This is a genomic window from Streptomyces sp. CNB091 (assembly GCF_000377965.1).
Map to the genome: position 1 here is coordinate 239,444 of NZ_KB898997.1, position 24,582 is coordinate 264,025.

Consider the following 24,582-nt stretch of genomic DNA (forward strand, 5'->3'; position numbering starts at 1 on the left):
GCCGGTGCGCCGGGGTGCGCCCCGGCGTGGCCGGCGACAGGCGTCAGGCGAGGCCCGCCACGTACTCGGCCTGTGCCGCCAACTCGGCGGTGATGCGGTCGACGGCGGGCCCGGTCGGCTCCGGGGCGCGGCGCAGCCAGGTCTTGACGTTCCAGTGGAGCGCTTCACCGCCCAGACGGAGTGCGGCGTCGAAGGCGCGGGTGTCGTCAGTGGCGTCGGCCACCGCCTCGCGGAGCAGGCCGATGGCGGGGGCGTCGAGTCGGTTCTCCACGAGGAACGAGGCGATCTCGCTCTCCAGACAGCCGCCCCCGCCCCAGATCCAGTCGAGCCCGAACCGCAGCAGGCCCGTTCCCGCGAGCTGCCAGTGCCAAGGGGAGTGCCCGTACGGCAGGGGGGTGCGGAACAGCACCTCGTCGACGCCGCCGACCGGCGCCCGGTCGGGAACCCGGCGGGCAAGCCAGTTCCTGTCCACCGGCAGCGGGCGACCCGTGTGGTCGCGCAGTCGGCGCAGCGCCGTGTCGAGCCGCTCCCGCGGGTTGTACACGGCCTGCGGGCCCGGTCGGCCCAACTCCCCGAGTGCGCGCAGCCGATGCCAGGAGCGGGCCACCTCGCCGAGGACCCGGCGCTGCTCGGTCTTGTCGAGCTCCGGCAGGGCCTGGCGCAGCGGACGCAGGTCCCGCTCGTGGGGCGTCACGAGATAGCCGTCGGTGAAGACCGTTCCGACGGGGAGAAGACCGCTCAGGGCGTGCAGGGTGCGGGCGCAGTGCAGACCGTGCGTGCCCGTGCCGATGAACCGGAAGTGATACGCGGCCCGGCGGAAACCGGTGGACTCCACCGGGGACAGGGTGAAGGGCCGGCGCCGCGGGTCGATGCGGCGGGCCGCGCTTTCCTTCGCCGTCGTGTCGCGCGGGGGGCCGTACACCTCGGTGAACGTGTCACGGAATCGCTCCGCCCGGTAGGCGGTGTCGGCCGACAGGGGCACGCCGGCCTGGCGGGCGCGCGCCACGAGCGGGCCGGTGTCGGCGGAGCCGGTGAGTTGCCAGAGCCGTCTCCCGTCACCGCGTACGGGCGGACGTTCGACGGTCAGCCGCACCAGAGTGTCGGCCAGGTCGTAGAGGCGGCCGGGCGAGGCGAGGACGATGCGGTGCGCACCGGCGTACCGGGCGGCCAACTGGTCGCGCACCGCCAGAGCGGTGGCGCCGGTGTCCGGTTGGTCGTCGACGAGAACGATGTCCGTACCGGTCGCCAGTACGGCGGGCAGCGCGGCGAGTTCGACGTCGGGCAGCGTGATGCCGTGCTCGCCCCGGACAGGGCGAACGCTGTGCCAGGGGCCCGCGGAGCGGCCGGCGTCCTCGGCGGCAGCCTGCCAGTAGGGCGCGAGATAGGAGCCGCCGGTGCGGACGGCCACGACGAGGACGGGCGGGGCCGTATTCCCGGCGGAAAGCCAGTCGGCCGCCTGCCCGAGGGTGAGTTCGGGGTCGGCGAGGTCGTAGCCGTAGCACTCCGGTGTCTTCCAGTCGGCGGCGTGCCGCAGCAGGGCGGCCGTCACCGGATCGCGGTGCGCGTCCTCGGAGCGCCACAGGGCGTTCACCGTTTCGGTGGCCAGGCGGAGGGCTCGTTCGACGGAGTGCAGACGCAGGTCGGCATCGCGTGCCGGTGCCTCGGGGGACGCTGCGGTCTCCCGAGCGATCGTGGTGCACAGGGCGCGCAGCCCGGCGGTGACGACCCGCGGCCCGGTGGTGGGGCTCTGTGGTTCGGTCCCGCGCCCGAGGGTCTGCGCGGCGGCGGCCGCGTCGGAGGACAACTGCTCGGCGAAACAGGCGCACGCGTGCAGGGCCATCGCGCTGCCGTCCCACCGGGCCGTCTCCACAAATGCCTGGTGCAGGGACGGCAGCGTCACGTCGGATGTCATCACGTAAATACCTTCCGGAAGTCGGGGTCGTGTCTCCGTCGTTTCGGCGACCGATTCGCTTCTCACTGTGCGTCCGTCCTGATTTCCTTTCAACGCAAGCCTTCATCTGAGGTGGACAATGACGGAAAACTTTTCACTGCTGGCCGAGTTCCCCACCTGCCCGCGTGACGCGGACCGCCGCCCACGGGTTTTCACTTCCGCGTCCGGTGCCCGTCTCGTAGCGGAATCCGGATTCGACTGGATCGATTTCGACAACGCGCGGGGCTCTGTTCTGCTGGGGCACGGGGATCCGGGCGTCGCGGAAGCCGTCGAGCGGGCGGCGAGGGGCGCCGACGGCTCCGCCACGGGGTGGAGCCCCCGCGTCGGCTCCGTACTGGAGCGGCTGCACGAACTGTGCGGCGGCGAGGTGGTCGGCCTGTTCAGGTCGGGTACAGCCGCGGTCCGCGCGGCGGTGCTGGCGGTGCGCGAGGCGACCGGTCGGCCGCTGATCCTGAGCTGCGGCTACCACGGCTACGACCCGATGTGGTATCCCTCCGCGACGCCGCTGGAACCCAACGCGGACGGGGTGGTGGACTTCTTCTACGACCTCGAACTGCTTGCGGAGCTGCTGGCGAGGCGGGAGCGGGTCGCGGCGGTCGTGGTGTCCCCGGATCACATGCACCTGTCACCCGCGTGGTATCGGGAAGTGCGCCGGCTGTGCACCGATGCCGGGGTGGCCGTCGTCGCGGACGAGGTCAAGGTGGGGCTGCGGTACGGACCGGGTCTGTCTACGGCGGAGCTCCTGGCGCCGGAGGTGTGGACGGTGGCCAAGGGCATGGCGAACGGGCACGCGGTGTCGGCGGTCGGCGGTTCACGCAGGCTGCTACGGCCGCTGAAGGAGGTGTCGTTCACCTCGTTCTTCGAACCGACGATCCTGGCGGCGGCGGACGCGGCCCTGGCACGGGTGGCCACAGGACAGCCGCAGCGCGCCGTGCGCGAGGCGGGGGACCGCTTCCTGAGGCACGTCCGGAAGGCTCTCGCGGAGGCATCGCTTCCGGTGGATGTCGTCGGCGACGGCACGTTCTTTCAGTTCGTCCCGGCCACCGAAGAGCTGGAGGACGACTTCTACCGGGCGTCGGATGCCGAGGGGCTGCTCTTCTACGCGGGCGACAACCAAGCGGTGTCCGCTTCTTTCGACGACGCCGTGCTGGCGGACGCCGAGAAGCGGTTCACCCAGGTGTGCGCGCGGCTCGCTCACCACGCGGGACCCGTGGAGGTCGACGAGGCGAGCCGGTACCGGGTCGCCTGGAACGTGCTGGACGGCCTGCGGGAAGCCGACCGCGACCGGGCCGGGACCGAGGAATTGCTGGCGCGGCTCCTGGACGACTGAATCCCCGGCGGGAGCGAGTCCGCGCATGCGTACCGAACACAGAGAAGAGCAGGCATCGAAAATGGAAAAAGAACAGGGACGACCGTACGAACCGGCAGAGGAGAAGGACAAATACGGTGCCAAATGCGCCCGTCTTCTCGCCCTTTCCCGTGACCCCGAATTCACCGCAGTGGCCCTCCCGTTACTACCGTTCGATCCTGTCGACGCGTACGCCTACCTGGCCCAGGACGGCGCCGCCGTCCCCCTCGACGGTTCAGTGGGGCACACCGCGCAGCGGGAACTCGCCGCGGGCTACGCCGCGTTCCTCAGGGACCGGCGCCCCGATCTCGCCGAAGAGCTGCACGCGGTCTGCGGCGACGCACCGTGGATCGTCCGCAGTTCGGGGGACGAGGACCACGAGGAGAACGTCAACGCGGGCGGCTACGAAAGCCTGGTGTGCGCCGGCCCTGAGGCGTTGTACAGCACGGTCGCAGCGGTGGTGTTCAGCGGATACGGCGAGCACGCGATCGCCCAGCAGAGACTGACCGACCCCTCGTATCGCCCCGCGCCCATCGCGGCGTTCGTGCAGCCGCTTGTCGATGTGGCGGCCTCAGCCGAAGGACCCCCGGTAGCGGCATCGGAGACCCCTCTGCCGGCACCGGCGGATGTGGCCGCGCTTGCCGGGCTGCTGGTGCGGCTGCACGAGCGGTTCGCCATGCCGCGGCTCGATTCGGAGTGGGTCCTGGAGACCGACGCGGGCACCGTATCCGTCACCGGCCTGACCGAACTCACATCCGACGACCGGCTGGTGGGCCAGTTGTCGCTCGGCTTCGGCTTCGGAACAGCGCAGAAATCCGGCGACGGGGGCAACAGCCTCGCGTGGCTGACCGGCGTCCCCGGCACCGTCCTGTGGCAGGGGGAGATGCTGCGCCGCGTGGAGACCGCGCGGTCCACGCTGGTGCAGGTCCGGCCGGCCACCGCGTTCGATCCCGAACCCTCGTTGGACGCCCTGACCGAGAAGTCCCGGGACGCCTGGAGGGCGGCCTGCCTCAGCGCGCCGGTCGACATCCTCGTGCCGCCCCGCCGCGTCCGTGCGACGTCGTTCCTTACGTCCGTGCGGCTGGAGGACGCCTGGAGCCGCTACCTGCTGATGCAGCCGGAGCAGCGTGAGCGTCTCGGCCACGTCCTGGTCGAGCGGGGAACCCCGGCGGAACACGCCGCGGTGATGTTCCGGCAGCACGGGGTCGCGGTGCTGCGTGGCCGCCCCGAGGACCTGCCGGAGACCGCGTCGTACGCCCTGGCCGATCCTTGGACGCAGGAGTGCCACTTCGGTACGGGCCGGCCCCCGGAGGTGGAGGTGGAGACCCGGCGGATGTCGGCCGTACCGCAGGGGTGCCGCCTGCTGTTCACCCGAGCGGACGGCGAGGAGGCCGCCGCCGCGGTGCTCGTGGACGGCGTGCCGCCCGGTCCGACGCTGATGCCGGGAGCATCCGGTCTGTACGACTTGCCCCATGTACCGCCCCGGGTGCGCGACCGGATCGTGGCGAACAGCTTCCGGCCCGCACCGGAGGTGTTCGTCCGGGACGGCGCCGAGGTGGCGTCGCCGGCGTTCACCGCCCGCCTCGCCGAGGCACTTCTGGCGCGAGGGGTTCCCGCGGACCGGGTGACGGAACTTGTACGGGACACGGCCGACGGGTACACACGCGGCCTCCGCGCGGCACGGGCGGACTCCTTCGGCGTCCCGGCCGTGCTGCCGCGCTGCGCCCGGTCGGTACCGCCCGGGGCCCTCGGCGCTGCCATCGCCGGCGCCGTCGACGTCCGGCTGCCAGTGGTGCTGGCCCGGTTGGAGGACGCGGTCGCGCTGTCCGATACCGCGTTGGCGGAGGTGCTTCCCCGGGTGCTGGCCCTGGCCGGTACTGCCGGAGGGCCGCACGTCGGCCCGGGCAGGGAGGCGGCGCTCGCCCTGATCGGCGCGGTGGAGTCGCTCACCGTGGCCATGACGGTTCTGGACGTGTACGACACACCTGAGCGGGACGAGGTGATCGGCCGTGCGGTGGCCGCCCTGCCGGTCGACGACCCGGTCCGGACCGAGGAGCTGTGCCGCTTCGCCGCCCGCTCCTCGGCTCCGCCCACCGAGATCCACCACCTGCTCGAAATGGCCGCCGCCGAACCCGATTTCGCCGTGCGGTGCCTTGCCCTCGAACGGCGCCGGGTCGATCTCTCGGCGGCCGACGCGGGCGACGCGGCGCGGTGCGGGCACGCCCTGAACGAGGCCTTCCGCGCGTACGCGGGCGCCGGAGCGTGGCACGACGGCGGAGCCGGGACCGCGCAGGACAGCGGTGGCGGTGCCCGGGCGCCGGAGGGAAGCCCGGTTCTGCTGGATCTGGTCCGCAGCGATCTGATCGAGGCGTACGACAGCACCCTCAAGCGGCTGCTGCTGGAGGTGGTGAGCCGCCCGGACCAGGCCGCCTACCGGGCCTATCTCGACGTCCTCGACGCCTGGTTGTCGGCGGCCGCCGGGTACGACCTGTCACCGGCTGAGGAACGGTCGGTCGCCGGCTTCGGCCGATGGGTCCGCGAATGGCGTGGCCGACCGGTGCCCGAGAACTTCGTGCTGGACGAGGAACTCACCTGGAGCCGCCTGCTGGAGCTGAGTGCTGCGGGCGAGCCGCTGGCCGGTGGCCACGGACCGGACCATCCGCACCAGCTGCACAACGCCCTGCACCAGTGGTTGCTGCACCGTACCGCCAGGTACCCGGTAGAGCGGGCGCCCTCGGTGGTGCGTGAACTCCAGCGGCTGTCGGACCGGTTCGGACCGGGCGGCAACAAGTTGCTGCGCTTCACCCGGAACGCGTTCGAGCTGGACGTTCCGCTGGGAATCCACAAGGCGAGCCTGCTGTTCCGTCCCGACCGGGTGGAGGGCGAGTGGACGGAGCCGCCGGACGTGACCGAGGCCGATTCCGGTCGGCTGACGGGCCTGATGATCCTGCTGGAGCGCTGCGAGAGCTGGTTCCCCGAGCTGGAGTTCCGTGGCGAGCGGGTGAGGATGGCAGGTACCTGGACCCTCCGAGTGGAGGCCCGGCAGGCGAACGGCGAGCGGTTCACACCCGCCGGGATGCGTCTGGCACTGGGCGTGTTCCGCACCCTGTTCGACGGCTCCTACGACTTCTCCTACGTGCCGGTGGATGAGGTCGCCGGTCTGGACGGGGCGTTCCTGGGACCGGAGTGGAAGCGGATCTTCCGTGCCCTGGTCGACTACCGGCTGGTGTACGAGGACGCCGAGCTCTTCGAGACCCTGGAGACCCTTCCCCTGGGCACCGCGATCGGCATGCTCTGCCTGGACGGGCACATCCGGTCCGAGGTGGCACGGGCCTCCGCAGCGGGACCCGAGGGAGCGGTGGCCAGGCTGGACGCGGCATGGCGCCGGTTGGCCGGCATCACGGACCCGGCAGACTGGATCGCCGGGTACAACGCGGTGCAGCAGCTCGCCCTGCTGGTGGCGGCACGGTTCCCCGAGGCGGGGGTGGCGGCCCTGTGCGCGGCGGACCAACCGGGCTGGGCGGATGTCCTGGCCTCCGCGTTGCTGCCCCGGGCGGACGTCCGCGACGCGGCCGTCCGGGCGTTCAGCGGCCGGCCGGAGGGAGACAGCTTGTTGCTGGGCCGGGCGCCGTGGCTGGCGCTGTCGGAGGAGAACGCGGCGGAGGTCGCCCGCCGTGTGATGGCCGCCCCGGGGGCGTACCGCCGCTGCAAGCAGTTACTGGTCCATCGCTACGCGGACGTCCTCGCGGGCGCCGGTGTGCTGGAGGAGCTGGTGGCCGGTCTGGAAGTGGTCCCGTACGGAGCCGGGCCGCGGCAGGAGAAGCTGCTGGCGGCCGCGGCGGACGGCCGACTACGCCGTGATATCCGTGTCAAGCCGGGCGTGGGCGGGGCACGTCCGGTGGCCCCGGGTGGGGTCGGCTGAGGCGCTGCACCGGGGTGGCGAGGCGGGACTACGGGCGGCCGGACACCGTGCCGCCTCGCCGCCCCGTCCGCCCAGGAGGGGGCGGCGAGCCGGCACGGTTCAGTCGTCGGCCGGAGCCGCCGCCCCCAGATGGCTTTCGATCCAGTCGACCCCGAAACGGACCACGTCGGCCGCCTCGAAAAGGTGGCTTCGGGCGGCGCCGACCATGCCGGTGCGGCCGAGACCGGCGTCGAGTACCTCCTGGGCGATGGCCGTGAAAGGCCACACCCCGGAGGGGAGCACCTGCCCGTAGTCGAACGCCTCGGTCTCGGTGTCGACATCCCGGAACCGTCGCCACACCCGCTTACCGGCCACCGTGATCGGCTGTTCGTACGTGACGTACCTCTTGCCGGGCGCTTCGGCCAGGGCCTCCGCGTGGTGCAACAGAGTCAACGTGTCGAGAGGGGCTCCGAGGAGGAGGACGCGGCCACCGATCGCGGTGAGCCGGGCGAGCGGACTGTCGGGCCCGTGTGGATCATCCCACGGGTGATCGTCCAGCAACCTGTGTGCGGCCGGTCCGGCAGCCACGCAGCTGGCATCGGGATGACGGCTGCGTACCGCTCCCGGCCACCTGCGGAGCGCCTCGGGGACACGGCCGACACCGTGGTCCGCCTCGCTGAGCAGTGGGTCGAACGCGGGCCAGGCGGATCGGGCCGCCTCCCGCCAGTTCTCCGGCCAGTCGGCGAGGGAATAGGGCGGAGCGTCGTTCCAGCCGCAGTACGCCATGAGCGTGCCGGTGTCCCCGACCGTCTCCGCGAGAGCCTCGACGACGGTCCGGGTTCCGCCCGGAACGAATCCGATGGCCGACATCCGGGTGTGGACCATGACCGTGTCACCACGGTGGACCCCCAGCGTGGTCAGGTCGTTCACGATGCGGCTCCGGGTCACCGGACCACCTGCCCGTTCAAGGAGCTCCATTTCGTTCACGTGAGACAACTTAACGCCGCGTGCGTACAGTTCGGCCGCAAGCTCCCCCGGCGGACCTGAACAATGGCCTGCACTCCTTGCACCGAAAAGCTGAGCTACTTCACTTTCCTCCGTCGGCCACGTCTCCGGCACCGTGACGCACGCCGCGCACGTCTCTCCCCACGTCGCGGCCGCTGACTCCCCGACCCGTCCGCACGGCCCGACCACCGGAACCCGTGCACCTTCCTCCCGCGTTCTGTACGTTACGGACCCCATCCGTGACGGCGTCGCGAGGAGATATCACATGGCCGGGCTGCGCCTGGGACCACTGCTGCGGTACGTCGACTGGGAGTCGGGGACCACCGCGACCGTCTGGGTCGAGGCGAGCCGTCCGTGCACCGTGGAGGTCCGGTGCGCGGACGGCGCCTCGGGGGCGTCGCCCACGTTCTCGGTGGCCGGGCACCACTACGCCCTGGTCGTCGTGGAGGGGCTGACCCCCGGTTCCACCACGGCCTACGAGGTGCTGATCGGATCCCGGCGCGTCTGGCCGCCCGACGGCACCCGCCTCCCGCCGAGCACCATCACCACGCCGTCCGGGGCGACCGCGGGCGACGCGGGGGCGGAGCCGGACGGGGTGCGGATCTCGTTCGGGTCGTGCCGGTGGGCGGCCGCTCCCGGCGGCGGGCACGACCCCGTGGGTCCGGACGCCCTGGTGACCCTGGCCGCTCGCCTCGCCGCGGATCCGGCGGCCGAGCGGCCCGACGTCCTGCTGCTCCTCGGCGACCAGGTGTACGCGGACGAGACCTCCGGGGCGACCCGCCGCAGACTCGCCGCCCGCCGGGACCTGGGCGAGGCGCCGGGCACGGAGATCGCGGACTACGAGGAGTACACCTACCTCTACGACGAGTCGTGGCGCGATCCGGAGGTCCGCTGGCTGCTCTCCACGGTCCCCAGTTGCATGATCTTCGACGATCACGACGTCATCGACGACTGGAACACCAGCGCCGCCTGGCAGCGGGACATGCGCGCCACACCCTGGTGGCACGAACGGATCGTCAGCGGGCTGATGTCGTACTGGGTCCACCAGCACCTGGGCAATCTCTCCCCCGTCGAGCTGGCCGCCGACCCCGTGTACGCGGCGGTCAGAGCATCACCCGACGGCACCGAGACGCTGCGCCGCTTCGCCGCCGAGACCGACGCGGATCCCGCCCGTACCCGGTGGAGCTACCGGCGTGTTTTCGGCCGAGTACGGCTGGTGATGGTCGACACCCGCGCGGCCCGCGTCCTGGCCGAGAAGGAGCGGGCGATGCTCGACGCCGAGGAAGCCGACTGGCTGCGGGACGCGGTCCTGAATGACCCCTCTTCCTACGATCATCTCCTCATCGGCAGCTCCCTGCCGTGGCTGCTGCCCCCGCTCGTCCATGACGCGGAGCGCTGGAACGCAGCCCTGTGCGCGGGCGTACGCGGGCCACGCTGGGCACGCTTCGGCGAGAAGCTTCGCCGCGCTTCCGACCTGGAACATTGGGCCGCCTTCCCGGAATCCTTCGACCGGTTCACGGAGCTGCTGCGGGAAGCGGGGAGCGGCCCGGACGCCCCGGCGACGGTATGCGTCCTCTCGGGCGATGTGCACCATGCGTACGTCGCCGAGCCACGGTGGCCGAAGTCCGACCCCGGACCCGGTTCCCGCCCGGGGACCGATTCCGGGCCTGGCTCCGGGGGCGCACCGATCGCCCGTGTCCTTCAGCTGACCTGCTCACCCGTGCACAATTCGATCCCCCGGTCGATCCGAGCGGGTTTCCGTTTCGGCTGGAGCCGGGCGGGCCGGCGGATCGGCCGACTGCTGTCCCGCCACAGCCGTACGGGCGCGTCGCCGGTGAACTGGAACAAGGCGGGCGGCCCCTGGTTCGGCAACCAGCTCATGACGCTCACGTTGCATGGCCGGAAGTCTGCGCTGACATTGGTCCAGGCCAAAGCGAGCAAGCAGGGAGCCCAGCTCGAAGCGGTTCTTGAGCGTTCACTCACCCCTGAGTAGGAGGCGATTTTCAGCCACTCGACAGAATGTTGAAGTTGCAAGCAATGCTGAGGTCTCCCTAACCTTTGGCGCTCAATCGGTTCACGTCCCCACCACGACCGAAGGAGCCCGCCCCCCATGCTCATCCGCTTGAACCAGACCCAGCCCTACGTCCTCAGCCTCTTCCGCTTCGTCGTCGGCCTGCTCTTCGCCTTCCACGGCGCCGCCACACTCTTCGGAGTACTCGGCGGCAACCAGGCGGAGAGCGGCGCCTGGCCCGGCTGGTACGCCGCACTGATCCAACTGGTCTGCGGGTCCCTGGTCGCCCTGGGCCTGGGCACCCGCGTCGCAGCCTTCGTCGCCTCGGGGTCGATGGCCTACGCGTACTTCAAGGTGCACCAGCCCGAGGCGTTCCTGCCGCTCCAGAACGGCGGCGAGGCCTCGGCGATGTTCTGCTGGGCGTTCCTGCTGCTGGTCTTCACCGGCCCGGGAGCCGTCGCTCTGGACCGCTTCTTCGGTTCGCGGAACACGGCGGCCGTCGCCGCGGACACGCCCAGGCGCGACAAGACCTCGGCCGTCTCGGCCTGACCGGTATCTCGGCCCGACCCTGCTGTCTCGGCGTCGCCCTGCTTTCTCGGCGTCGCCCCGCAGCCTCCTCGCACGGAGCGGACGACGGCGTACGGCGGTGCCCGCGCCCCTCCGGTGACGCGGAGGAGCGGGACACCGCCGTACGCCGTCGTCCGCGCGAAAGAGCGGAGCCCGGTCAATCCCGCCCGTGGGGCCCGAACGGCACCGTGAAGCAGGCCGCCCGCTCCCCCGCACCGCCCTGTCGGTCATGGATGATCACCGACCGTGCCCCGCCCTCGCGGAAGCCCCAGCCGTGCAGGGCCTCCGCGCGGCCGTCGCCCTCCTCGTCCGTCCGGAAGTCCAGCCACACCTCGTTGACCGGGTCCGCCGTCACCGCCGGGCGGTGCTGGTAGTGGGGCCCGGCAGCGGCGGGGTCGGCGCCGCAGGGCGAGGTGTGCACGTGCATTCCGTACGCACGGCCGGGCACGAGCCCCCGCAGCCGGGCCCCGACCCGGGTGCCGGACGGATCCGCGAACTGCGTGACCTCGATCCGCGCGCCCGCCGGCACCAGCCCGGTGTCGTACGTCAGCGCGTCGGACGGGACGAAGGAACCGGGCGGGGAGAACACCCCCGCGGCCCGCGTCCACGAACTGCCGCCCACGGCGACGCTGACGTCGCCCTCGCGGCTCGGCTCTCCACCGCCGCCGCCCGGCTCCCTCGCCGAGACCTCGGCCGCGGGAGTCCCGTGCCCGCCGTGGCTGCCGGAGGCGTCCGCCGCGCCGCCGCCCGCTCCGTGGGCGACGCCGACTCCGCAGGCCAGCGCCAGCAGGGCTGCCGTGCCCGCCAGTACGCCCGGGACCCGTGAGACCCGCCGACCCCGCGACCTCGCCCCGCCCTCGCGTCCCGCCGTCCCCCGTCGCCCCGAAATCGGGTGCGCCGGACCCCGTCCCGCCCGTACCATCCATGCCGTCATGCGCTGCTCCTCGCTCGTGCCGGTCGTTCTCCCCGCCTAACGGCCACAAGGCCTCCAGGTGTACGTGACCTGCACAACATCACCCGCCCCGGGCGGCGTCCGGATGACCCTCACGCGTACGCTGTACAGCTGAACCTGCCGCCCATGCCGCTCCCCTGCGACGTCGCGGCGTTGACACGAGCAGGGAGTAGTAGACGGTGCCAGAGAGTGTGGCCGCGCTGACCAGCAGCCCATGGATCTACGCGGTGGTCGCCCTCTCCGTTCTCCTGGACGTCTTTCTGCCCCTGCTGCCCAGTGGCGTTCTCGTCATCACGGCGGCCACGGCGGCGGCAGCGGGCAGTACGACCGTCAGCGATGCCGGTGAAGGCACCGGCGGGCAGGTTCCCTCGCTCGTCGTACTGATCCTGTGCGCGGTCACCGCCTCGGTACTCGGCGACCTCGTCGCGTACCGGCTCGCCTGGCGCGGGGGCGACCGGCTGGACCGGGCCATCGCGCGCTCCCGGCGGCTCACCTCCGCGCAGGAACTTCTCGGCACGGCGCTGAGCCGGGGCGGTGGCGCGCTGGTGATCATCGCCCGGTTCGCCCCCGCGGGCCGCTCCGTGGTCTCCCTCTGCGCGGGCGCCGCCCACCGCAGGAAGCGGGACTTCCTTCCCTGGTCCGCGCTAGCGGGCCTGGCATGGGCGGGCTACAGCGTGGGCCTCGGCTACTTCGGCGGCCGGTGGCTGGGCTCGACGTGGTTCGGCACGGCCGTCTCCGTACTGGCCCTGTTCGTGGCGGGCGCGCTGGCCACGTTCCTGGTGAAGCGCCCGGCGACGCGGACGGGGACGCGGACGCGGACAGCGGCCGAAGCCAGGACCAAGACAGCGGCGACGACAAATTCGGCATCGGCATCGGCATCGGCATCGGCATCGGCATCGGCATCGGAGATGGTGCCGACGACTACGGAGGCACTGGCATCCGGAGCCGGATGAACCCCCGGGTCCGCATCCGGATCCGAGGCTAGACGGGAGTTCGACGACAGGGCCTAGCGGGCGGCGCGCCTCAGCCCCGGGCCGCGCCCCGTATCTCCAGGCCGTCGAGCAGCTTCATCGTGGCTGCGGTGATCTCGTCGACGGCCCGGTCGAAGACCTCCCGGTTGTGCGCGGCGGGCGCGCGGAACCCGGAGACCTTGCGTACGTACTGAAGGGCGGCGGCCCGCATGTCCTCCTCGGTGGCCTCTTCGGGGAGGGCGGGCGGGCGGAGCGTCTTGATGCTGCGGCACATGACTCCAGTGTGTACCGCCCCACTGACAACGCACACCCGTGGCAGCCGCCAGGCCGGTCCGCCTGCCGTCCGCTCTCCTCGCTCAGCTGCTCCGCACCAGGTCGCTCGGGTTCGACCGGTCGGTGCACAGGGCCCAGATGACGAAGACGTCGATCGCGATGGTGACGATGGCCCAGACCGGGGTGTACGGGAGCCACATGAAGTTGGCGATGAGGTTCAGGGAGGCGAGAACGACACCCGCTCCGCGGGCCCAGGTCGCGCCTTTGAGAATGCCCCAGCCCACGAGGATGAGGATCACGCCGAGGATCAGGTGGATCCAGCCCCACGAGGTCACACTGAACTTGAAGACGTAGTCGTTGACGCTCGTATAGACATCGTTCGACGCGATCCCCGCGATGCCCTTCAGGACGCCGAGGATGCCGTCCACAAAGAGCAGGACACCGGCGAACACGGTTCCCCCGGCCGCCCACGGACTGCCGGTGTTGCCGCCCGGACGGGGATCGGCGGGGCGCGAGGCGCCGGGTGCGGGGGTGCTGGGCTGCGACATGAGGACTCCTTAGCCGGAACAGGCGCCAACGGGCGCCTGCTGTCCTGACCTGCCCTGGTCAGTGCGTGCGGATCAGCTCCGACGCTCCTCCCGGCCCCGGCGCAGGGCCACCCGGACGCGCCCGTTCGGGTGAGGTGTCACGGCGCGCCGACCGAGACGACGCGCCCCTGGGCGTCGACGGTGAGCGCCACCCGCTCGACGCGGTTGGCCAGGGCGACGCCCGCCCACACGATCCCCCATGCCAGGCACGAGAAGACGGTGAGGAAGGCGTGCAGCACATGGTTCACCGGGATCACTCCCACGTGTCGAGGTCGCCGCCGCGCCACTCGATCAGCCCCGGCCGGTCCAGCTCGACGACCTTGTCGGGCCCCGGGGCGAACCCGGCGGACCGCAGCAGCGCGGCCACCTCGCCCCGCCCGTGCGCCAGGCCCACGATCTGCCCGTGCACGGTGACCCGCCGCCCTCCGGTCGCGGAGGGCGGATAGACGATCACGGGCGGGTGCTCGGCCATGCCTCCACGGTGCCCCGAGCACTGCCCCCGCGCATCCCGGGACGCGTGGCCCCTGTCCCGCTCACCTCGGCGGAACCGCCCGATCATGGCCGGGCGTCCCCGCAGACGTTCGTTCGATCATGAACCGCGACGGAGGACCCGCCCATGACGGCAACGGCTGCCCGCTACCTCTACCTCACCCGGCACGGCCAGGCCTCCGCCGACGAGAGCACGCTGACCGACGACGGCCGGCGCCAGGCCGCCCTGCTCGGGGAGCGGCTCCGAGGGACCCCCATCACGGCGATCCACCACGGCCCGCTCCCGCGCGCCGAGCAGACGGCGCGGCTGGTCGGCGAGCGGCTGGCGGGAGTTCCTCTGCTGCGGTCCGAACCGGCCGGCGACTACCTCCCGTACCTGCCGCGACGAGAGGAGCTGCCGGCGGAGTCGGCCGACGAGACGCTCGCCCGGCTGGCCGGGTTCCCGGCGGCCGAGCGCGAGCAGGGGCCCGGGCTGGCCCGGGAGGCTCTCGCGCGGTTCACGGGAACGGTCGAGGGCGACGAACCCCGCCACGAACTCCTCGTGACCCACAACTTCCTGGTCGGCTGGCTCGTCCGGGCCGCCCTGGACGCCCCGGAGTGGCGCTGGCTGGGCATCAACCACGCCAACGCCGCGCTGACCGTCATCCGTTACGCGCCCGGCCGCCCCCCGGCCCTCCTCCTGTTCAACGACACCGGCCACCTGCCCGCCGAACTCCGCTGGACCGGCTTCCCTCCCGAGCTGCACGTCTGAGTCTGTGCCGTCCGAGGTGCGTCGGCGGCACCCCGGACGGCACAGGCGGTGCGGTGGCTCAGGCACTCCGCCCGCGACCGCGGATCAACGACATCAGCAGCCCGTGCGTTCCGGCGCCCCCGGGCCGGGCGGCACGGATGATGGCGAGGATCGCCTCCTCGGCCGCCCCATCGGCGTCGGTGGCGAAGTCCCCGGCGCCCTCGTCGGTACGGGAGTGCCGGCCCCCGTACCGGGCGGGAGGCCACAGCCGCCGTACGGGGAATGCGCGGCACAGCCCTCACGCTCCCCCGGCGTCCTGCCCCCGACCGCGGCCGAACAGCAGCGCCTCCGAGCCGACCGGGCGGAATCCGGCGGCCTGGAACGCCCGGATGCTGCGCGCGTTGCCCGCGGCCTGCTGCGACCAGAGCGGCTCGCCCGGGGGTACGAGGTGCCGTGCGGCGGCGGCGAGGGCGCGGCCGAGGCCCCGGTGCCGGGCGTCCTCGTCCAGTTCGACGGCGACCTCCCACCGCCCCGCCACCCCGCGCCCGAGCACCAGCACTCCCCCGTCGGCCTCCCACATCCGCACCCCGTCCCGGCGTCGACGGGCACTCATCACCCGCGGGTGTACGGGATCGGTGACCTCCCGCAGCTCCAGCGCGGGTTCACCGGGCAGCGAGGCCGCCACGGTCAGGAGGTCGATCGTGTCGGTGACCCGCCCGGTGCGCTCCAGGAAGGCCGTCAGGAAGCGGGGATGCATCGTGGCGGCCAGCGCATCGCACTCCAGGGCGGCCAGCGTCGCATGGACCCACTCGGGGTCCTCATCGGTGAACACGACGGAGTGCGCGGTGAAGGCGATCACCCCCGTGTCGCGGCCACTCGGCGCGGCGACCACGGTCGTCCTCCCGTCGGTCTCCGGAAACCGCCCGTGCGCCGCCCCGCCCAGGATCTCGGCCAGCGTCTGCCCCATGAACTGCCCCCTCGTACCTCGTCGTTCGGCCGAACCGCCGTCTCGCCGTATCGCCGTATCGCCGTATCGCCGTTCCACCGCAGCCTGCGTCACCGCACGGGGCCGATGGACGACGACACGTTCATCCGCTGCTCTCGCGGCGCACCGGCCCAGGGTAGGCCGGTCCGTCGCGCGGCGGACATCCAGATGCCCCCGTACACGCGCCCAGGGAGGAGCCCCGACGCTCCCGCCCTCTCAGCGCTTCCGGCCTTACCTCCTGCGTAATCGACCGCGTGCGCCCGCCCCGGTCGGGGACGGTGCGGGCGACGGGCAGATCCTTCGAGGGACCGTTCGCGCTGCGCCTCACGTGAGGGAGACGCCGAAGGCCCCCGACCATGATCGGTCGGGGGCCTTCGTACGAGTGGGCGCGGACGGTTTCGAACCGCCGACATCTGCTTTGTAAGAGCAGCGCTCTACCCCTGAGCTACGCACCCGTGGATGAGGCAACAGCGTACATGGGTCGGCGCCCCTGCTCATAAACCGGTCGGGACGGGACCGGGCCGCCTCCACCGGGGCCGGTGCCGGGGGCGGCGCCACGGTCGGGGGCGGTGCCGGGGGCGGGGCCACGGTCGGTGCGGGGGATAACCCCACCAAGAGACGGTAGCCGTCCGGATCCCGCCGGGGGGCGTCGGTGCATACGGTTTGAGTGCACCGGCAGCGACGTCCGGTGCGGCACCGTACGGCAGCACGCACTGGGGGAACGATCACCGTGGACATCGTCAAGAGCGCAGCGACCCGCACGCTCCGGGGAGCGCCGGGGCGGGCCCTCGCTCTGGGGGGTGGGATCGCGTTGCTGGTCCTGGCTCTCACCGGGTGCGGGAGTACGGACGTCGACGGCGCCCCCGTGGAGCGCAAGACGTTCGCGCTGGAGGGGAAGACCCTGACCATCGACTCCGAGAACGCGACCGTGGATCTCGTGCCGGCCGACGTGGAGCAGGTCGAGGTGGAGCGGCAGGTCGACGGGTGGGTGGTGCTGGGCAGCGGGCCCGACCCCGTCTGGAGCATGGAGGGCGACACCCTCACGCTCCGCGTGAAGTGTGACGCGCTGATCAACAACTGCGAGGCCCGGCACCGGGTGAAGGTGCCGCGCGGGGTCGGTGTCACGGCCTCGTCGGACAACGGGACGATCAGCGCCACCGGCTTCGACCGGGCGCTGGACCTCTCGTCGGACAACGGGGAGATCAATGTCCGGGACGCGAGCGGCGCGCTGAAGCTGAAGAGCGACAACGGGGAGGTGCGGGCGGACCGGATATCCGCCTCCTCCGTGGTCGCCCGTGCCGACAACGGGGAGATCCGGCTGGGCTTCAGCTCCGTGCCCGACCTCGTGGACACCGTGAGCGACAACGGGAGCATCACCATCGACCTGCCGCCGGGCGGCCAGAAGTACGCGGTGAACGCTTCCGCGGACAACGGGGACGTCTCGGTCGGGGTGCCGCGCGGCGACGACAGCGCGCATGTGGTGAAGGCGCGCAGCGACAACGGCCAAGTCACTGTGCGAAGCGCGAACTAACCGACCCGTGTGTTCGTCCTTACCTGGTGGGAGAATGTACCGGGCAGGGCGAATCGGCACGGGAGAGGGATGTGACGGCGACACACGCGCGGCCGGAGGCAGGAGCGGGTGGGAGTTCCGCCGTCCAGAGTGGTCAGGGCCTGCCGGGGCAGCACGCCCCCGGGAGGTCGCCGAGGCCGCGCGCGCGGGGCCGTTCCGGCGGCCGGGATGTCCTGGCGCTGATGCTCCTGCCCGTGCCCCTCGTGCTCGCCGCGCTGCCCGCCGCCTTCGCCGGTGGCGGTACGCGCCGGTGGTTCGGCGGGCGCGGGGAGAACGAGCGGGCCGAGGCACAGGCCGCGAAGGACGCCGCCGCCGAGGCGTTCTACGAGCTGGACAGCGCCCAGCGTGATCTCAGGATCTCCATCGAGACCATCAACGCCGTGGACAGCTCATCGCGCGGCCGCAAGGCATCCGAGGACTTCGCCGCGCTCGGTCGGCGCATCGACGAGGTCAGTCACACCTACATCACCGCCGTCGACAGCCATGACCTGGACCGGGACGATCTGGAACCCGCCGTCGCCTCCCGGGCCCGCACCGAGCTGACCCGGGCCAAGGACGACCTCGTACGGGTCAAGGGCGAGCTGGATCGTTTCACCCAGGGGCTCGGGCCTCTGCTGGGCAGCGCGGAGACGCAGCTCGCCCGGCTCGCCCCGGCCGTCGAGCGGGCCCGGCAGGCGCTCCTGGGAGCGAGCAACGCCCTCGACGGGGCCCGGGCCTCGGGACTGCGGGCCGATGAGCTGGCCGCCCGGCTCGCCGCGCTCGCCCCGGAGCTGACCAAGCTGAACCAGGGCGCGGGGACGCACGGCGTCCCGGAGACCCTCCAGCGGGCCGACGCGGTGCTGCGCGATGCCGAGGCCGTGCGCATCGAGGCGGAGCGGCTGCCCGAGCGGGCGGCCGAGATCGACCGCAGGCTCGTCTCGCTGCGGACCCGCGCCCAGGCCCTGACGACTCGGGCGGGCTCGGTGGAGCCGGTGCTCAGCGAGTTGCGGCGGCGTTTCTCGGCCGCCTGCTGGCAGGACCTCCAGCCCGTCCCGGAGCAGGCCGCCGTCAACGTCCGGCAGGCCGAGGACAAACTCGCTGAGGCGGCGAAGGCGCGCGACGAGCAGCACTGGGCGGACGCCACGTCCCGGCTGTCCACGGTCCGCGCCCTCCTCAACGCCACGGACGAGGCGGTCTCCGCCGCCGGGGACCGGTTGCGGCAGTTGAACGCCGTGGCGAAGGACCCGCAGCAGGAGATCGAGCGGACCCGGTTCGCGGTGCGGGACGCCCAGCGCCTCGCCATGGCCGGCCGGCACACGCCCGACCCCCGGCACGCCCGGCCCCTGGACGACTCCGTGGCCCGGCTGGAACGCGCCATCGCCGGCCTGGAGGGGCGCCACCCCGACTACTGGCACTTCCTGACCGAGACCGAGGCCGTGCGGCAGACCGCCGCCCGGGTCGTCTCCGACATCCGCGAGGAACGCGGCACCGGGGCCTGAGGCGACCGCCGGGGGGGCGTAGCCCTCCGGCCGCGATGGCTCTAGCCTGAGCCCATGCCTCGCTATGAATTCCGCTGCCGCACCTGCGGAGACACCTTCGAAGTCAGCCGTCCCATGGCTCGGTCCTCGGACCCCGCCTCCTGCCCCGCAGGCCACGACGACACCGTCAAGCTGCTCTCCACCGTGGCCGTGGGCGGTGGAGCCGGGTCCGCTCCCGCGCCTTCCGGCGGCGGTGGGGGCGGGGGCTGCTGCGGGGGCGGCTGCTGCGGCTGAACCCGGCCGGAAACCTTTTGGGCCCCCGCGACGGCCGGGGGCCTTACTCCTTACTCCCTACTCCTTGCGGGACAGCGTCAGGCCGTCACTTCTTGCGGGACAGCGTCAGGCCGTCCGAGACGGTCAGCAGGACGCTGTCCATCCGGTCGTCGGCGCTCACGTGGTCGTTGAACTCCTTGATCGCCGCCGTAGGACCGGTCGCCCCCGGGTCCGTGACCCCGCCGTGGAAGAGCACGTTGTCCGTGGCGATGACCCCGCCCGGCCGCATCCGGGGGACCAGCTCCTCCCAGTACGCGATGTATCCGCCCTTGTCCGCGTCGAGGTAGGCGAAGTCGATGTGCGGCTCGGCGGGCATCGCGCGCAGGGTGTCCAGGGCCGGGGCGATGCGCAGGTCGATCCGGTCCGCGACGCCTGCCTTCGCCCAGGCCTCACGACCGTACGCCGTCCACTCCTCGGAGATGTCGCAGGCGATCAGCGTGCCGTCGGCGGGCAGCGCCCGGGCCATCGCCAGGGCGCTGAAGCCGGTGAACGTGCCGACCTCCACCACATGCCGGGCGCCGACCAGCCGGACGAGGAAGGCGAGCAGCGGGGCCTGTTCCTCGGCCGACTGCATGCCCGCGTGGTCGGGGAACCGTGCGTACGTGGTGTCCACCAGTTCCCGCTGGACCGGGTCCAGCGGCGGGTTGTGGGCCAGCATGTACGCGTACAGCTCGTCCGTGATCGTGGTGTCGTTGCCCTTGGTCATGCCCCCAGCCTCGCGCAACGCGCGCCCGCCCGCAGGGGATATCGACTCAGCCGGCCGCAGCCGCCAGGAACCGGCGCAGGATCTCCTCGCCCGCCGCCCCTCCCCGCTCCTCCAGGGCCACCACGTGCGGGGCCCGCCAGCCCTCGTCGGCCAGTTCGCCGTGGCCGGGGCGCCAGCCGAGGTCGGCGGCGAGCAGCAGGTCCGCGTCGAGGAGGGAGTCCCCGGCGGCGAGGGTGCGCGTGGCGCCGGTGCGGCGGGCGACCTCGTGCATGGCGGCGCTCTTGGTGAGCGGTGCCGGGACCGCGTAGATCTTGCGGCCCTGGAGGGAGACCGTCCAGCCGAGCGGCCCGGCCCAGGCGGCCAGTTCCTTCACCCATTCTTCGGGCAGCAGCGAGCGTTCGACGACGAGGTAGGCGAAGAGGTTCTCGGCGACCCGTTCCTTCAGGAGCCAGGCCGGGTCGGCGGAGGTGGCGAGGTGGGCGCGGATCTCGGTGAGCGGGGCGCACTCCTCCGTGATGCGGGCCTCGACCCGCTGCCGCCAGTCGCGGTCGGAGACGCCGTCGACCAGGATGTGGCCGCCGTTGGCGCAGATCGCGTACCGGGGGGCGGGGCCGGGGAGGTGGATGCGCCCGTACTGCTCACGGGTGCGGGTGGTCGTCGGGACGAAGACGGTGGAGGTCGCCACCTCGGTGAGGAGGGCGGCGGCCGTCTCGGTCAGGTACGAGAGGGGCTTGTGGCCGTACACCTCCACGCACAGCAGGCGGGGGGCCTCCGCGTCCGGCATCGACAGGTCGAGCGAGGCCGCCGAGTAGATCAGCGTGCGGTCGAGGTCGCTCGCCACCAGGGTGACCGGTGAAGTCGCCGCCACCGGGACGGCCGGTGAAGTCGTCGCCACCGGGGTGGCCTGCGAAGTCGCGCTCATGCGCCCTGCACCGCCTTGCCGTCCGCGCCCGTCGCGCCGCGCGTGAACCGGGGGTGGATCAGACCGACACAGCTGTACGGGAGGTCGTCGACCTCCTCGACCGGGACGCCGCGCTGCTCGGCGAGCAGCCGGATGTGCTCCAGGTCCGCGCCGGCGCCGCGCTTCGCGAGGATCTTCCAGGGGACTCGGCGGAGCAGGACTCTGGTGGTCTCGCCGACGCCGGGCTTGACCAGGTTGACGTCGTGGATGCCGTACTCCTCGCTGATCCGCTCGACGGCCGCCCAGCCTTCCCAGGTCGGGGCGCGGTCGGCGGCGAGGAGTTCCTTGGCCTCGGCCTCGACCCGGCCCGCCACCTCGTCGAAGCGGGCGGCGATCGTGTCGAGGAAGAGTCCCGAGACGTCGGAGTCCGCCAGTTCCCGGTAGAACTTCCCGCCGTGGAAGTCGTCGGGGCCGACCAGGTCGGCGCGGAGCACCGTACGGGAGATGAGGCCGGACACCGTGGAGTTGAGGCAGGCCGAGGGGATGAGGAAGTCCTCGCGGGTGCCGTACGTCCGCACGCAGCCGCCCGGGTCGGCGAGCACCGCGATCTCCGGGTCGAAGCCGGCGGGTCCGCCCGTGGTCTCGAACTCGGTGATGGCCGCGGCCAGTTCGCGGGTGATCGCGCCCTTCCCGGTCCAGCCGTCGACGAACACCACGTCGGCCTGGTCGTGATGGGCGGCCAGCCAGCGCAGGGCGGTGGCGTCGATGCCGCGGCCCCGGACGATGGAGATGGCGTAGTGCGGCAGGTCCAGGCCGTGCCGGTGCTGGGCCCAGCGGCGCATCAGCACGCCGACCGGGGTTCCGGCGCGGGCGAGCGAGACGAGCACGGGGCGGGGGCCGCGTTCGGCGAGGACCGTCTCGGTGACGGTGCCGACCGCGCGGGCGATGCGCGCGGCGGAGGTCTCCAGGGCGGCGGTGAACAGGGCCTGGTAGGCGGCGCTCGGCTGGTACTCGACGGGCAGCGACTCCGCGTAGTGCGCGCCGCCGCTCTGGATCGCCTCCTCGCGCTCCTCCGTGGGCGCTTCCAGTTCGGTGCCCGAGAGGTCCTGGAGCAGCCAGCCGACGTCGTCCGGCGCGTAACTGGAGAAGTCGGGGCCTCGGAGGGGCTCGGGCAGCACGGCGGGCTCCTGCCGGTGGGGGACGGGTACAGGGGTGTACGAGGGGACGACCGCGAGGAGTACGCGGCCGGTGTGCTCGGCGAGCCGGGACAACAGCCCCTCGGGGGCGTGCAGTTCGGGGGTGTCGGCGATGGAGTCGACGACAGCGACCACCGCGTCGAAGCCGGCGCCCGCCACGTTGTACGCGTACCGGTCGCCGGGTCCGTCGGCCGGGTCGTCGTGGGCGGGGAAGACGAGGCGGGTGCGTATCGCGTAGCCGGGGTCGTCGACGGCCAGGACGGGTGAGCGGGTGGTGGTGGAGTAGCGGACCTCGGCGTCGGTTCCCAGCGCGGCTTCGAGGGCGGTGCCGAGGCGCAGCGGGGCGTACATCAGCTCCTCGAAGCCGAGCACCAGGATCCGGCGGGGGCGGGGGCCGTCGTGGTCGCCCAGGGTGGCCGCGATCCGGTCCGCCATGCCCGGGAGCGCCGCTTCCAGCGCCGTCCGGTGGGCGGGGGTGAAGCCGTGCCGTCCTCCGTCGGGCACGGCGGCCGGCCAGTCGAGGTCGACGCGGGTGACGGGGGCGGTGTCCGCACCTCCGGCGGCCCCTGCGGGGTCCTCCGCCCGCCCGCCCCGTGCCGCCCGGTCCGCCTGTTCCGCTTCCTGGGCCGTGACCAGGGCCTGGCCGCGTTCCAGCACGCCGTCCGGCAGGGCGACCGTTCCGGTGCTGCGCGTCACCAGGTCGACGCGGGCGCCGATCTCGGCGGCGAAGGCGGTCAGCCGGTCACGGTCGCCGGCCGAGCGCATGTCGACCAGGGCGACGATGACGTACCGCTCGCGCGGGTGCAGGGCGTGCAGCGCGCGGATGGTGTTCAGGACCGTGTTGCCGGTGGAGAACTCGTCGTCGACCAGCACCAGCACGGAGGCGTCGGCCCCCCTCCCGCCGCTCGCCAGCAGGTCGCGGTCCTCCGGCAGCAGCAGGTGCGAGGTGGCGTGCGAGTGGGCTTCCTCGAAGCCGCCCGCCTGCTCGACGCCCGCCACCGGGCGGCGGGTGGAGTGCAGGTACGGGGCGTCCCGCAGGCCGTCCGCGACGGCGTGGCCGAGGCCGGTGGCCGTCTCCGCGTACCCGAGGACCACCGCGCGGCGGGCCTCCTGGGCGCCGAGCAGCGCCCGTACCCGTTCACCCAGCTCGAACCCGGCCCCGTGGACGACGGAGGGCCGCTGGGGCACATGCTTGCCCAGCACGTTGGACACCAGCAGATGCGCCCGCTTGGGGTTGCGGCGCAGGGCCAGGCCCAGCAGTTCCCGGAGTTCTCCGTCGCCTTCGAGGGCGACTCCCAGCCGCTGAGCCACCCAGCTGCCCGACCACACCACGTCCACGGTCTCTTCTCTCGTCACGCGCTCGCTCATCGACGCGCGCTCAGTTCGTCAGTCCGGCGGCCAGCAGGTCCACGAAGCCGACGTCTTCCCTCGCCACCCCGAAGACCTCGGCCCGCTGGAGCGTGCGCTCGGCCCAGGCCCGGTGGGGCTTCACTTCGTTCATCTTGTTCGTGTACGCCGAGCGCAGCACCCCGCCGCCCTCGCGCTCCGGGCTCAGGATGTCCTGGGCGTCGGTGTACTCCTCGTGGCTGACCACGGACAGCGCGTGGACCGGCGCCACGTGCGAGGGGTGGATACAGGTCTTGCCGAGCAGGCCGTTGGCACGGTCGAGCTCGATCTCGCGGAGCAGTCCGTCGAGGTCGTGCTCGATGAGGGCCGTGCGCAGTTCCTCGGCCCGGCCCTCCAGGAAGGGGCTGCGGCGCAGCTGGGGCTTGAACATGCGCTCCTGGCGGCGGAAGTACTCCCAGACCGGTCCGGTGATCGTGAAGCCGGTGCCGTCGGCCCGGCCGAGCACGTTGACCACGTCGGCGATCACGGAGGCGACGATATGGACGTCGTACGCCGTCATGTCGGGCGCGCGGCGCAGTCCGTAGGCCGAGCAGAAGTCGGTGACGCCGAGCCGCAGGGCGAGCACCCGGTCCCGGTGCTTCTCGACGCTGCGGGCGATGCCCTGGAGGATTTCGCCGCGTGTCTCCAGATGGAGCAACTCGGGGGATTCGAGGACCGGCATCGCGAAGAGCCGTCGTCCGCACTCCGACTCGGCCTCGTCGAGCGCCTCCAGGAACTGCCGCCCCCGCTCTTCGGTGAATTTGGGAAGTACGAAACCGGACAACATCCGGACCGAGTCGCCGAGGCGCCGCACCAGGTCGGTGATCTGAGCCGGTTCCCGTACCCGGATGAAGAGCAGCGGTACATCGGCGGCCACGACGTCCGCGGCCTCGCGGGGGTCCCGCGGGGCGGTCCCCGAAGCCGCGGCCTGGGTCCCCGCTGCCGCGTCGCGGGCGGCCAGCTCGGCGAACTGCCTGATCAGATTGGCTTCGGCGCCGGTGACCTCGGCATCGTCGATGGAGTCCTCCAGGCACAGCACCATGGAGACGACGCCGCGCGCGGCCTGCTTGAACACGTCGTCGGCGAGCGACAGCCGGGTCGCCGGGGAGTAGAGCGTGGCTCCCAGGGCGACGGAGAGCATCCGTGCCGGGGAGTCCGCGGTGAACGTGCAGGGCTCCCTGAAGAACAGACCCTCGCGGGCAGTGGGCGATATGTGCCCGAAGTGACGCATGATTTTCCCCCGAACTGCCTGACCGGCCGAAC

21 protein-coding genes, 1 tRNA gene and 1 pseudogene are annotated in these 24,582 nt (G+C 72.5%); 9 read left to right on the forward strand and 14 right to left on the reverse strand.

Features of this window, described 5'->3' with window-relative positions; translation table 11 throughout:
* Positions 1–43: 43 nt before the first annotated feature.
* Entirely contained in the window at positions 44–1,912 is a 1,869-nt protein-coding gene (locus D581_RS0116275) for a phosphoribosyltransferase (protein ID WP_018958286.1), read from the reverse strand.
* Between the two features lie 118 nt (positions 1,913–2,030).
* On the opposite strand from D581_RS0116275, the gene D581_RS0116280 reads away from it, so the two are divergent.
* Positions 2,031–3,281, forward strand: coding sequence for an aminotransferase class III-fold pyridoxal phosphate-dependent enzyme (locus D581_RS0116280; RefSeq protein WP_018958287.1), 1,251 nt, complete (start codon positions 2,031–2,033; stop codon positions 3,279–3,281).
* 169 nt (positions 3,282–3,450) lie between these two features.
* A complete protein-coding gene (locus D581_RS0116285) occupies positions 3,451–7,221 on the forward strand; it encodes a hypothetical protein (RefSeq protein ID WP_018958288.1) in 3,771 nt (1,256 codons plus the stop codon).
* A 99-nt stretch (positions 7,222–7,320) separates the two neighbouring features.
* On the opposite strand, the gene aac(3)-VIII is transcribed toward D581_RS0116285, so the two are convergent.
* Positions 7,321–8,187: an aminoglycoside N-acetyltransferase AAC(3)-VIII gene (gene aac(3)-VIII, locus D581_RS0116290; protein WP_026290570.1), complete on the reverse strand. Its 867-nt coding sequence runs from the start codon at positions 8,185–8,187 to the stop codon at positions 7,321–7,323.
* Positions 8,188–8,470: 283 nt separating this feature from the next.
* Here aac(3)-VIII and D581_RS0116295 point away from each other — a divergent pair, with 283 nt between their 5' ends.
* On the forward strand, positions 8,471–10,198 hold the full coding sequence (locus tag D581_RS0116295) for an alkaline phosphatase D family protein (protein ID WP_018958290.1): 1,728 nt from the start codon (positions 8,471–8,473) through the stop codon (positions 10,196–10,198).
* 117 nt (positions 10,199–10,315) lie between these two features.
* Entirely contained in the window at positions 10,316–10,765 is a 450-nt protein-coding gene (locus D581_RS0116300) for a DoxX family protein (RefSeq protein ID WP_018958291.1), read from the forward strand.
* A gap of 175 nt (positions 10,766–10,940) precedes the next feature.
* Here D581_RS0116300 and D581_RS0116305 read toward each other — a convergent pair whose 3' ends face one another.
* The gene (locus D581_RS0116305) at positions 10,941–11,717 is read right to left on the reverse strand and encodes a superoxide dismutase family protein (RefSeq protein WP_018958292.1); all 777 of its coding nucleotides are present in this window, start codon (positions 11,715–11,717) and stop codon (positions 10,941–10,943) included.
* A gap of 197 nt (positions 11,718–11,914) precedes the next feature.
* Here D581_RS0116305 and D581_RS0116310 point away from each other — a divergent pair, with 197 nt between their 5' ends.
* Positions 11,915–12,688: a VTT domain-containing protein gene (locus D581_RS0116310; RefSeq protein WP_026290571.1), complete on the forward strand. Its 774-nt coding sequence runs from the start codon at positions 11,915–11,917 to the stop codon at positions 12,686–12,688.
* A gap of 70 nt (positions 12,689–12,758) precedes the next feature.
* Here the strand turns inward: D581_RS0116310 and D581_RS0116315 are convergent, their stop codons facing one another.
* The 4 genes from D581_RS0116315 to D581_RS0116330 all read right to left on the reverse strand — a co-directional run bounded on the left by D581_RS0116315 (position 12,759) and on the right by D581_RS0116330 (position 14,038).
* Positions 12,759–12,980: a DUF2277 domain-containing protein gene (locus D581_RS0116315; protein WP_007459290.1), complete on the reverse strand. Its 222-nt coding sequence runs from the start codon at positions 12,978–12,980 to the stop codon at positions 12,759–12,761.
* 82 nt (positions 12,981–13,062) lie between these two features.
* The gene (locus D581_RS0116320) at positions 13,063–13,527 is read right to left on the reverse strand and encodes a DUF7144 family membrane protein (protein ID WP_018958294.1); all 465 of its coding nucleotides are present in this window, start codon (positions 13,525–13,527) and stop codon (positions 13,063–13,065) included.
* Positions 13,528–13,664: 137 nt separating this feature from the next.
* Positions 13,665–13,814, reverse strand: coding sequence for a hypothetical protein (locus D581_RS1000000141300; RefSeq protein ID WP_199787807.1), 150 nt, complete (start codon positions 13,812–13,814; stop codon positions 13,665–13,667).
* Between the two features lie 5 nt (positions 13,815–13,819).
* Positions 13,820–14,038 (reverse strand): hypothetical protein, encoded by a 219-nt coding sequence (locus D581_RS0116330; protein WP_003969420.1) that lies wholly within the window; start codon positions 14,036–14,038, stop codon positions 13,820–13,822.
* Positions 14,039–14,182: 144 nt separating this feature from the next.
* Here D581_RS0116330 and D581_RS0116335 point away from each other — a divergent pair, with 144 nt between their 5' ends.
* Positions 14,183–14,806: a histidine phosphatase family protein gene (locus D581_RS0116335; RefSeq protein ID WP_018958296.1), complete on the forward strand. Its 624-nt coding sequence runs from the start codon at positions 14,183–14,185 to the stop codon at positions 14,804–14,806.
* 100 nt (positions 14,807–14,906) lie between these two features.
* Here D581_RS0116335 and D581_RS1000000142120 read toward each other — a convergent pair.
* The 3 genes and pseudogenes from D581_RS1000000142120 to D581_RS0116345 all read right to left on the reverse strand — a co-directional run.
* Positions 14,907–15,041, reverse strand: a pseudogene (locus D581_RS1000000142120) (inositol monophosphatase family protein); the annotation flags it as partial.
* A gap of 42 nt (positions 15,042–15,083) precedes the next feature.
* A complete protein-coding gene (locus tag D581_RS0116340) occupies positions 15,084–15,752 on the reverse strand; it encodes a hypothetical protein (protein ID WP_018958297.1) in 669 nt (222 codons plus the stop codon).
* 401 nt (positions 15,753–16,153) lie between these two features.
* A tRNA-Val gene (locus tag D581_RS0116345) sits at positions 16,154–16,225 on the reverse strand.
* 275 nt (positions 16,226–16,500) lie between these two features.
* Between D581_RS0116345 and D581_RS0116350 the strand changes: the two genes are divergently transcribed.
* From D581_RS0116350 to D581_RS1000000139715, 3 genes are all read left to right on the forward strand, one after another.
* Positions 16,501–17,301 carry a DUF4097 family beta strand repeat-containing protein gene (locus D581_RS0116350; protein WP_018958298.1) on the forward strand — a complete coding sequence of 267 codons (801 nt, stop codon included), beginning with the start codon at positions 16,501–16,503 and terminating at the stop codon, positions 17,299–17,301.
* Positions 17,302–17,372: 71 nt separating this feature from the next.
* Complete coding sequence (locus tag D581_RS0116355) at positions 17,373–18,818, forward strand: coiled-coil domain-containing protein (protein ID WP_078625852.1); 1,446 nt, start codon at positions 17,373–17,375, stop codon at positions 18,816–18,818.
* Between the two features lie 54 nt (positions 18,819–18,872).
* Complete coding sequence (locus tag D581_RS1000000139715; RefSeq protein ID WP_078625853.1) at positions 18,873–19,091, forward strand: FmdB family zinc ribbon protein; 219 nt, start codon at positions 18,873–18,875, stop codon at positions 19,089–19,091.
* An 85-nt stretch (positions 19,092–19,176) separates the two neighbouring features.
* Here the strand turns inward: D581_RS1000000139715 and D581_RS0116360 are convergent, their stop codons facing one another.
* Genes D581_RS0116360 through D581_RS0116375 form a run of 4 tightly spaced genes read right to left on the reverse strand, consistent with a single transcriptional unit; the run spans position 19,177 to position 24,550 of the window.
* The gene (locus tag D581_RS0116360) at positions 19,177–19,836 is read right to left on the reverse strand and encodes an O-methyltransferase (RefSeq protein WP_018958300.1); all 660 of its coding nucleotides are present in this window, start codon (positions 19,834–19,836) and stop codon (positions 19,177–19,179) included.
* A gap of 46 nt (positions 19,837–19,882) precedes the next feature.
* Positions 19,883–20,758 carry an HAD family hydrolase gene (locus D581_RS0116365; protein WP_032752752.1) on the reverse strand — a complete coding sequence of 292 codons (876 nt, stop codon included), beginning with the start codon at positions 20,756–20,758 and terminating at the stop codon, positions 19,883–19,885.
* The gene (locus D581_RS0116370) at positions 20,755–23,301 is read right to left on the reverse strand and encodes a phosphoribosyltransferase (RefSeq protein ID WP_018958302.1); all 2,547 of its coding nucleotides are present in this window, start codon (positions 23,299–23,301) and stop codon (positions 20,755–20,757) included. Before D581_RS0116370 ends, D581_RS0116365 begins: the two co-directional genes overlap by 4 nt.
* Positions 23,302–23,311: 10 nt before the next feature.
* Entirely contained in the window at positions 23,312–24,550 is a 1,239-nt protein-coding gene (locus D581_RS0116375; RefSeq protein ID WP_018958303.1) for an HpcH/HpaI aldolase/citrate lyase family protein, read from the reverse strand.
* Between the last annotated feature and the right edge of the window lie 32 nt (positions 24,551–24,582).

Excerpts from the sequence above, each read along its gene's own strand:
- D581_RS0116280 (WP_018958287.1), top strand. The coding sequence starts at position 2,031 with ATGACGGAAAACTTTTCACTGCTGGCCGAGTTCCCCACCTGCCCGCGT.
- D581_RS0116295 (WP_018958290.1), top strand. The coding sequence starts at position 8,471 with ATGGCCGGGCTGCGCCTGGGACCACTGCTGCGGTACGTCGACTGGGAG.
- D581_RS0116300 (WP_018958291.1), top strand. The coding sequence starts at position 10,316 with ATGCTCATCCGCTTGAACCAGACCCAGCCCTACGTCCTCAGCCTCTTC.
- D581_RS0116275 (WP_018958286.1), bottom strand. The coding sequence starts at position 1,912 with ATGACATCCGACGTGACGCTGCCGTCCCTGCACCAGGCATTTGTGGAG.
- D581_RS0116320 (WP_018958294.1), bottom strand. The coding sequence starts at position 13,527 with ATGTCGCAGCCCAGCACCCCCGCACCCGGCGCCTCGCGCCCCGCCGAT.
- D581_RS1000000139715 (WP_078625853.1), top strand. The coding sequence starts at position 18,873 with ATGCCTCGCTATGAATTCCGCTGCCGCACCTGCGGAGACACCTTCGAA.
- D581_RS0116335 (WP_018958296.1), top strand. The coding sequence starts at position 14,183 with ATGACGGCAACGGCTGCCCGCTACCTCTACCTCACCCGGCACGGCCAG.
- D581_RS0116375 (WP_018958303.1), bottom strand. The coding sequence starts at position 24,550 with ATGCGTCACTTCGGGCACATATCGCCCACTGCCCGCGAGGGTCTGTTC.
- D581_RS0116305 (WP_018958292.1), bottom strand. The coding sequence starts at position 11,717 with ATGACGGCATGGATGGTACGGGCGGGACGGGGTCCGGCGCACCCGATT.
- D581_RS0116330 (WP_003969420.1), bottom strand. The coding sequence starts at position 14,038 with ATGGCCGAGCACCCGCCCGTGATCGTCTATCCGCCCTCCGCGACCGGA.
- D581_RS0116340 (WP_018958297.1), bottom strand. The coding sequence starts at position 15,752 with ATGGGGCAGACGCTGGCCGAGATCCTGGGCGGGGCGGCGCACGGGCGG.
- D581_RS0116365 (WP_032752752.1), bottom strand. The coding sequence starts at position 20,758 with ATGAGCGCGACTTCGCAGGCCACCCCGGTGGCGACGACTTCACCGGCC.
- D581_RS0116360 (WP_018958300.1), bottom strand. The coding sequence starts at position 19,836 with ATGACCAAGGGCAACGACACCACGATCACGGACGAGCTGTACGCGTAC.
- D581_RS0116370 (WP_018958302.1), bottom strand. The coding sequence starts at position 23,301 with ATGAGCGAGCGCGTGACGAGAGAAGAGACCGTGGACGTGGTGTGGTCG.
- D581_RS0116315 (WP_007459290.1), bottom strand. The coding sequence starts at position 12,980 with ATGTGCCGCAGCATCAAGACGCTCCGCCCGCCCGCCCTCCCCGAAGAG.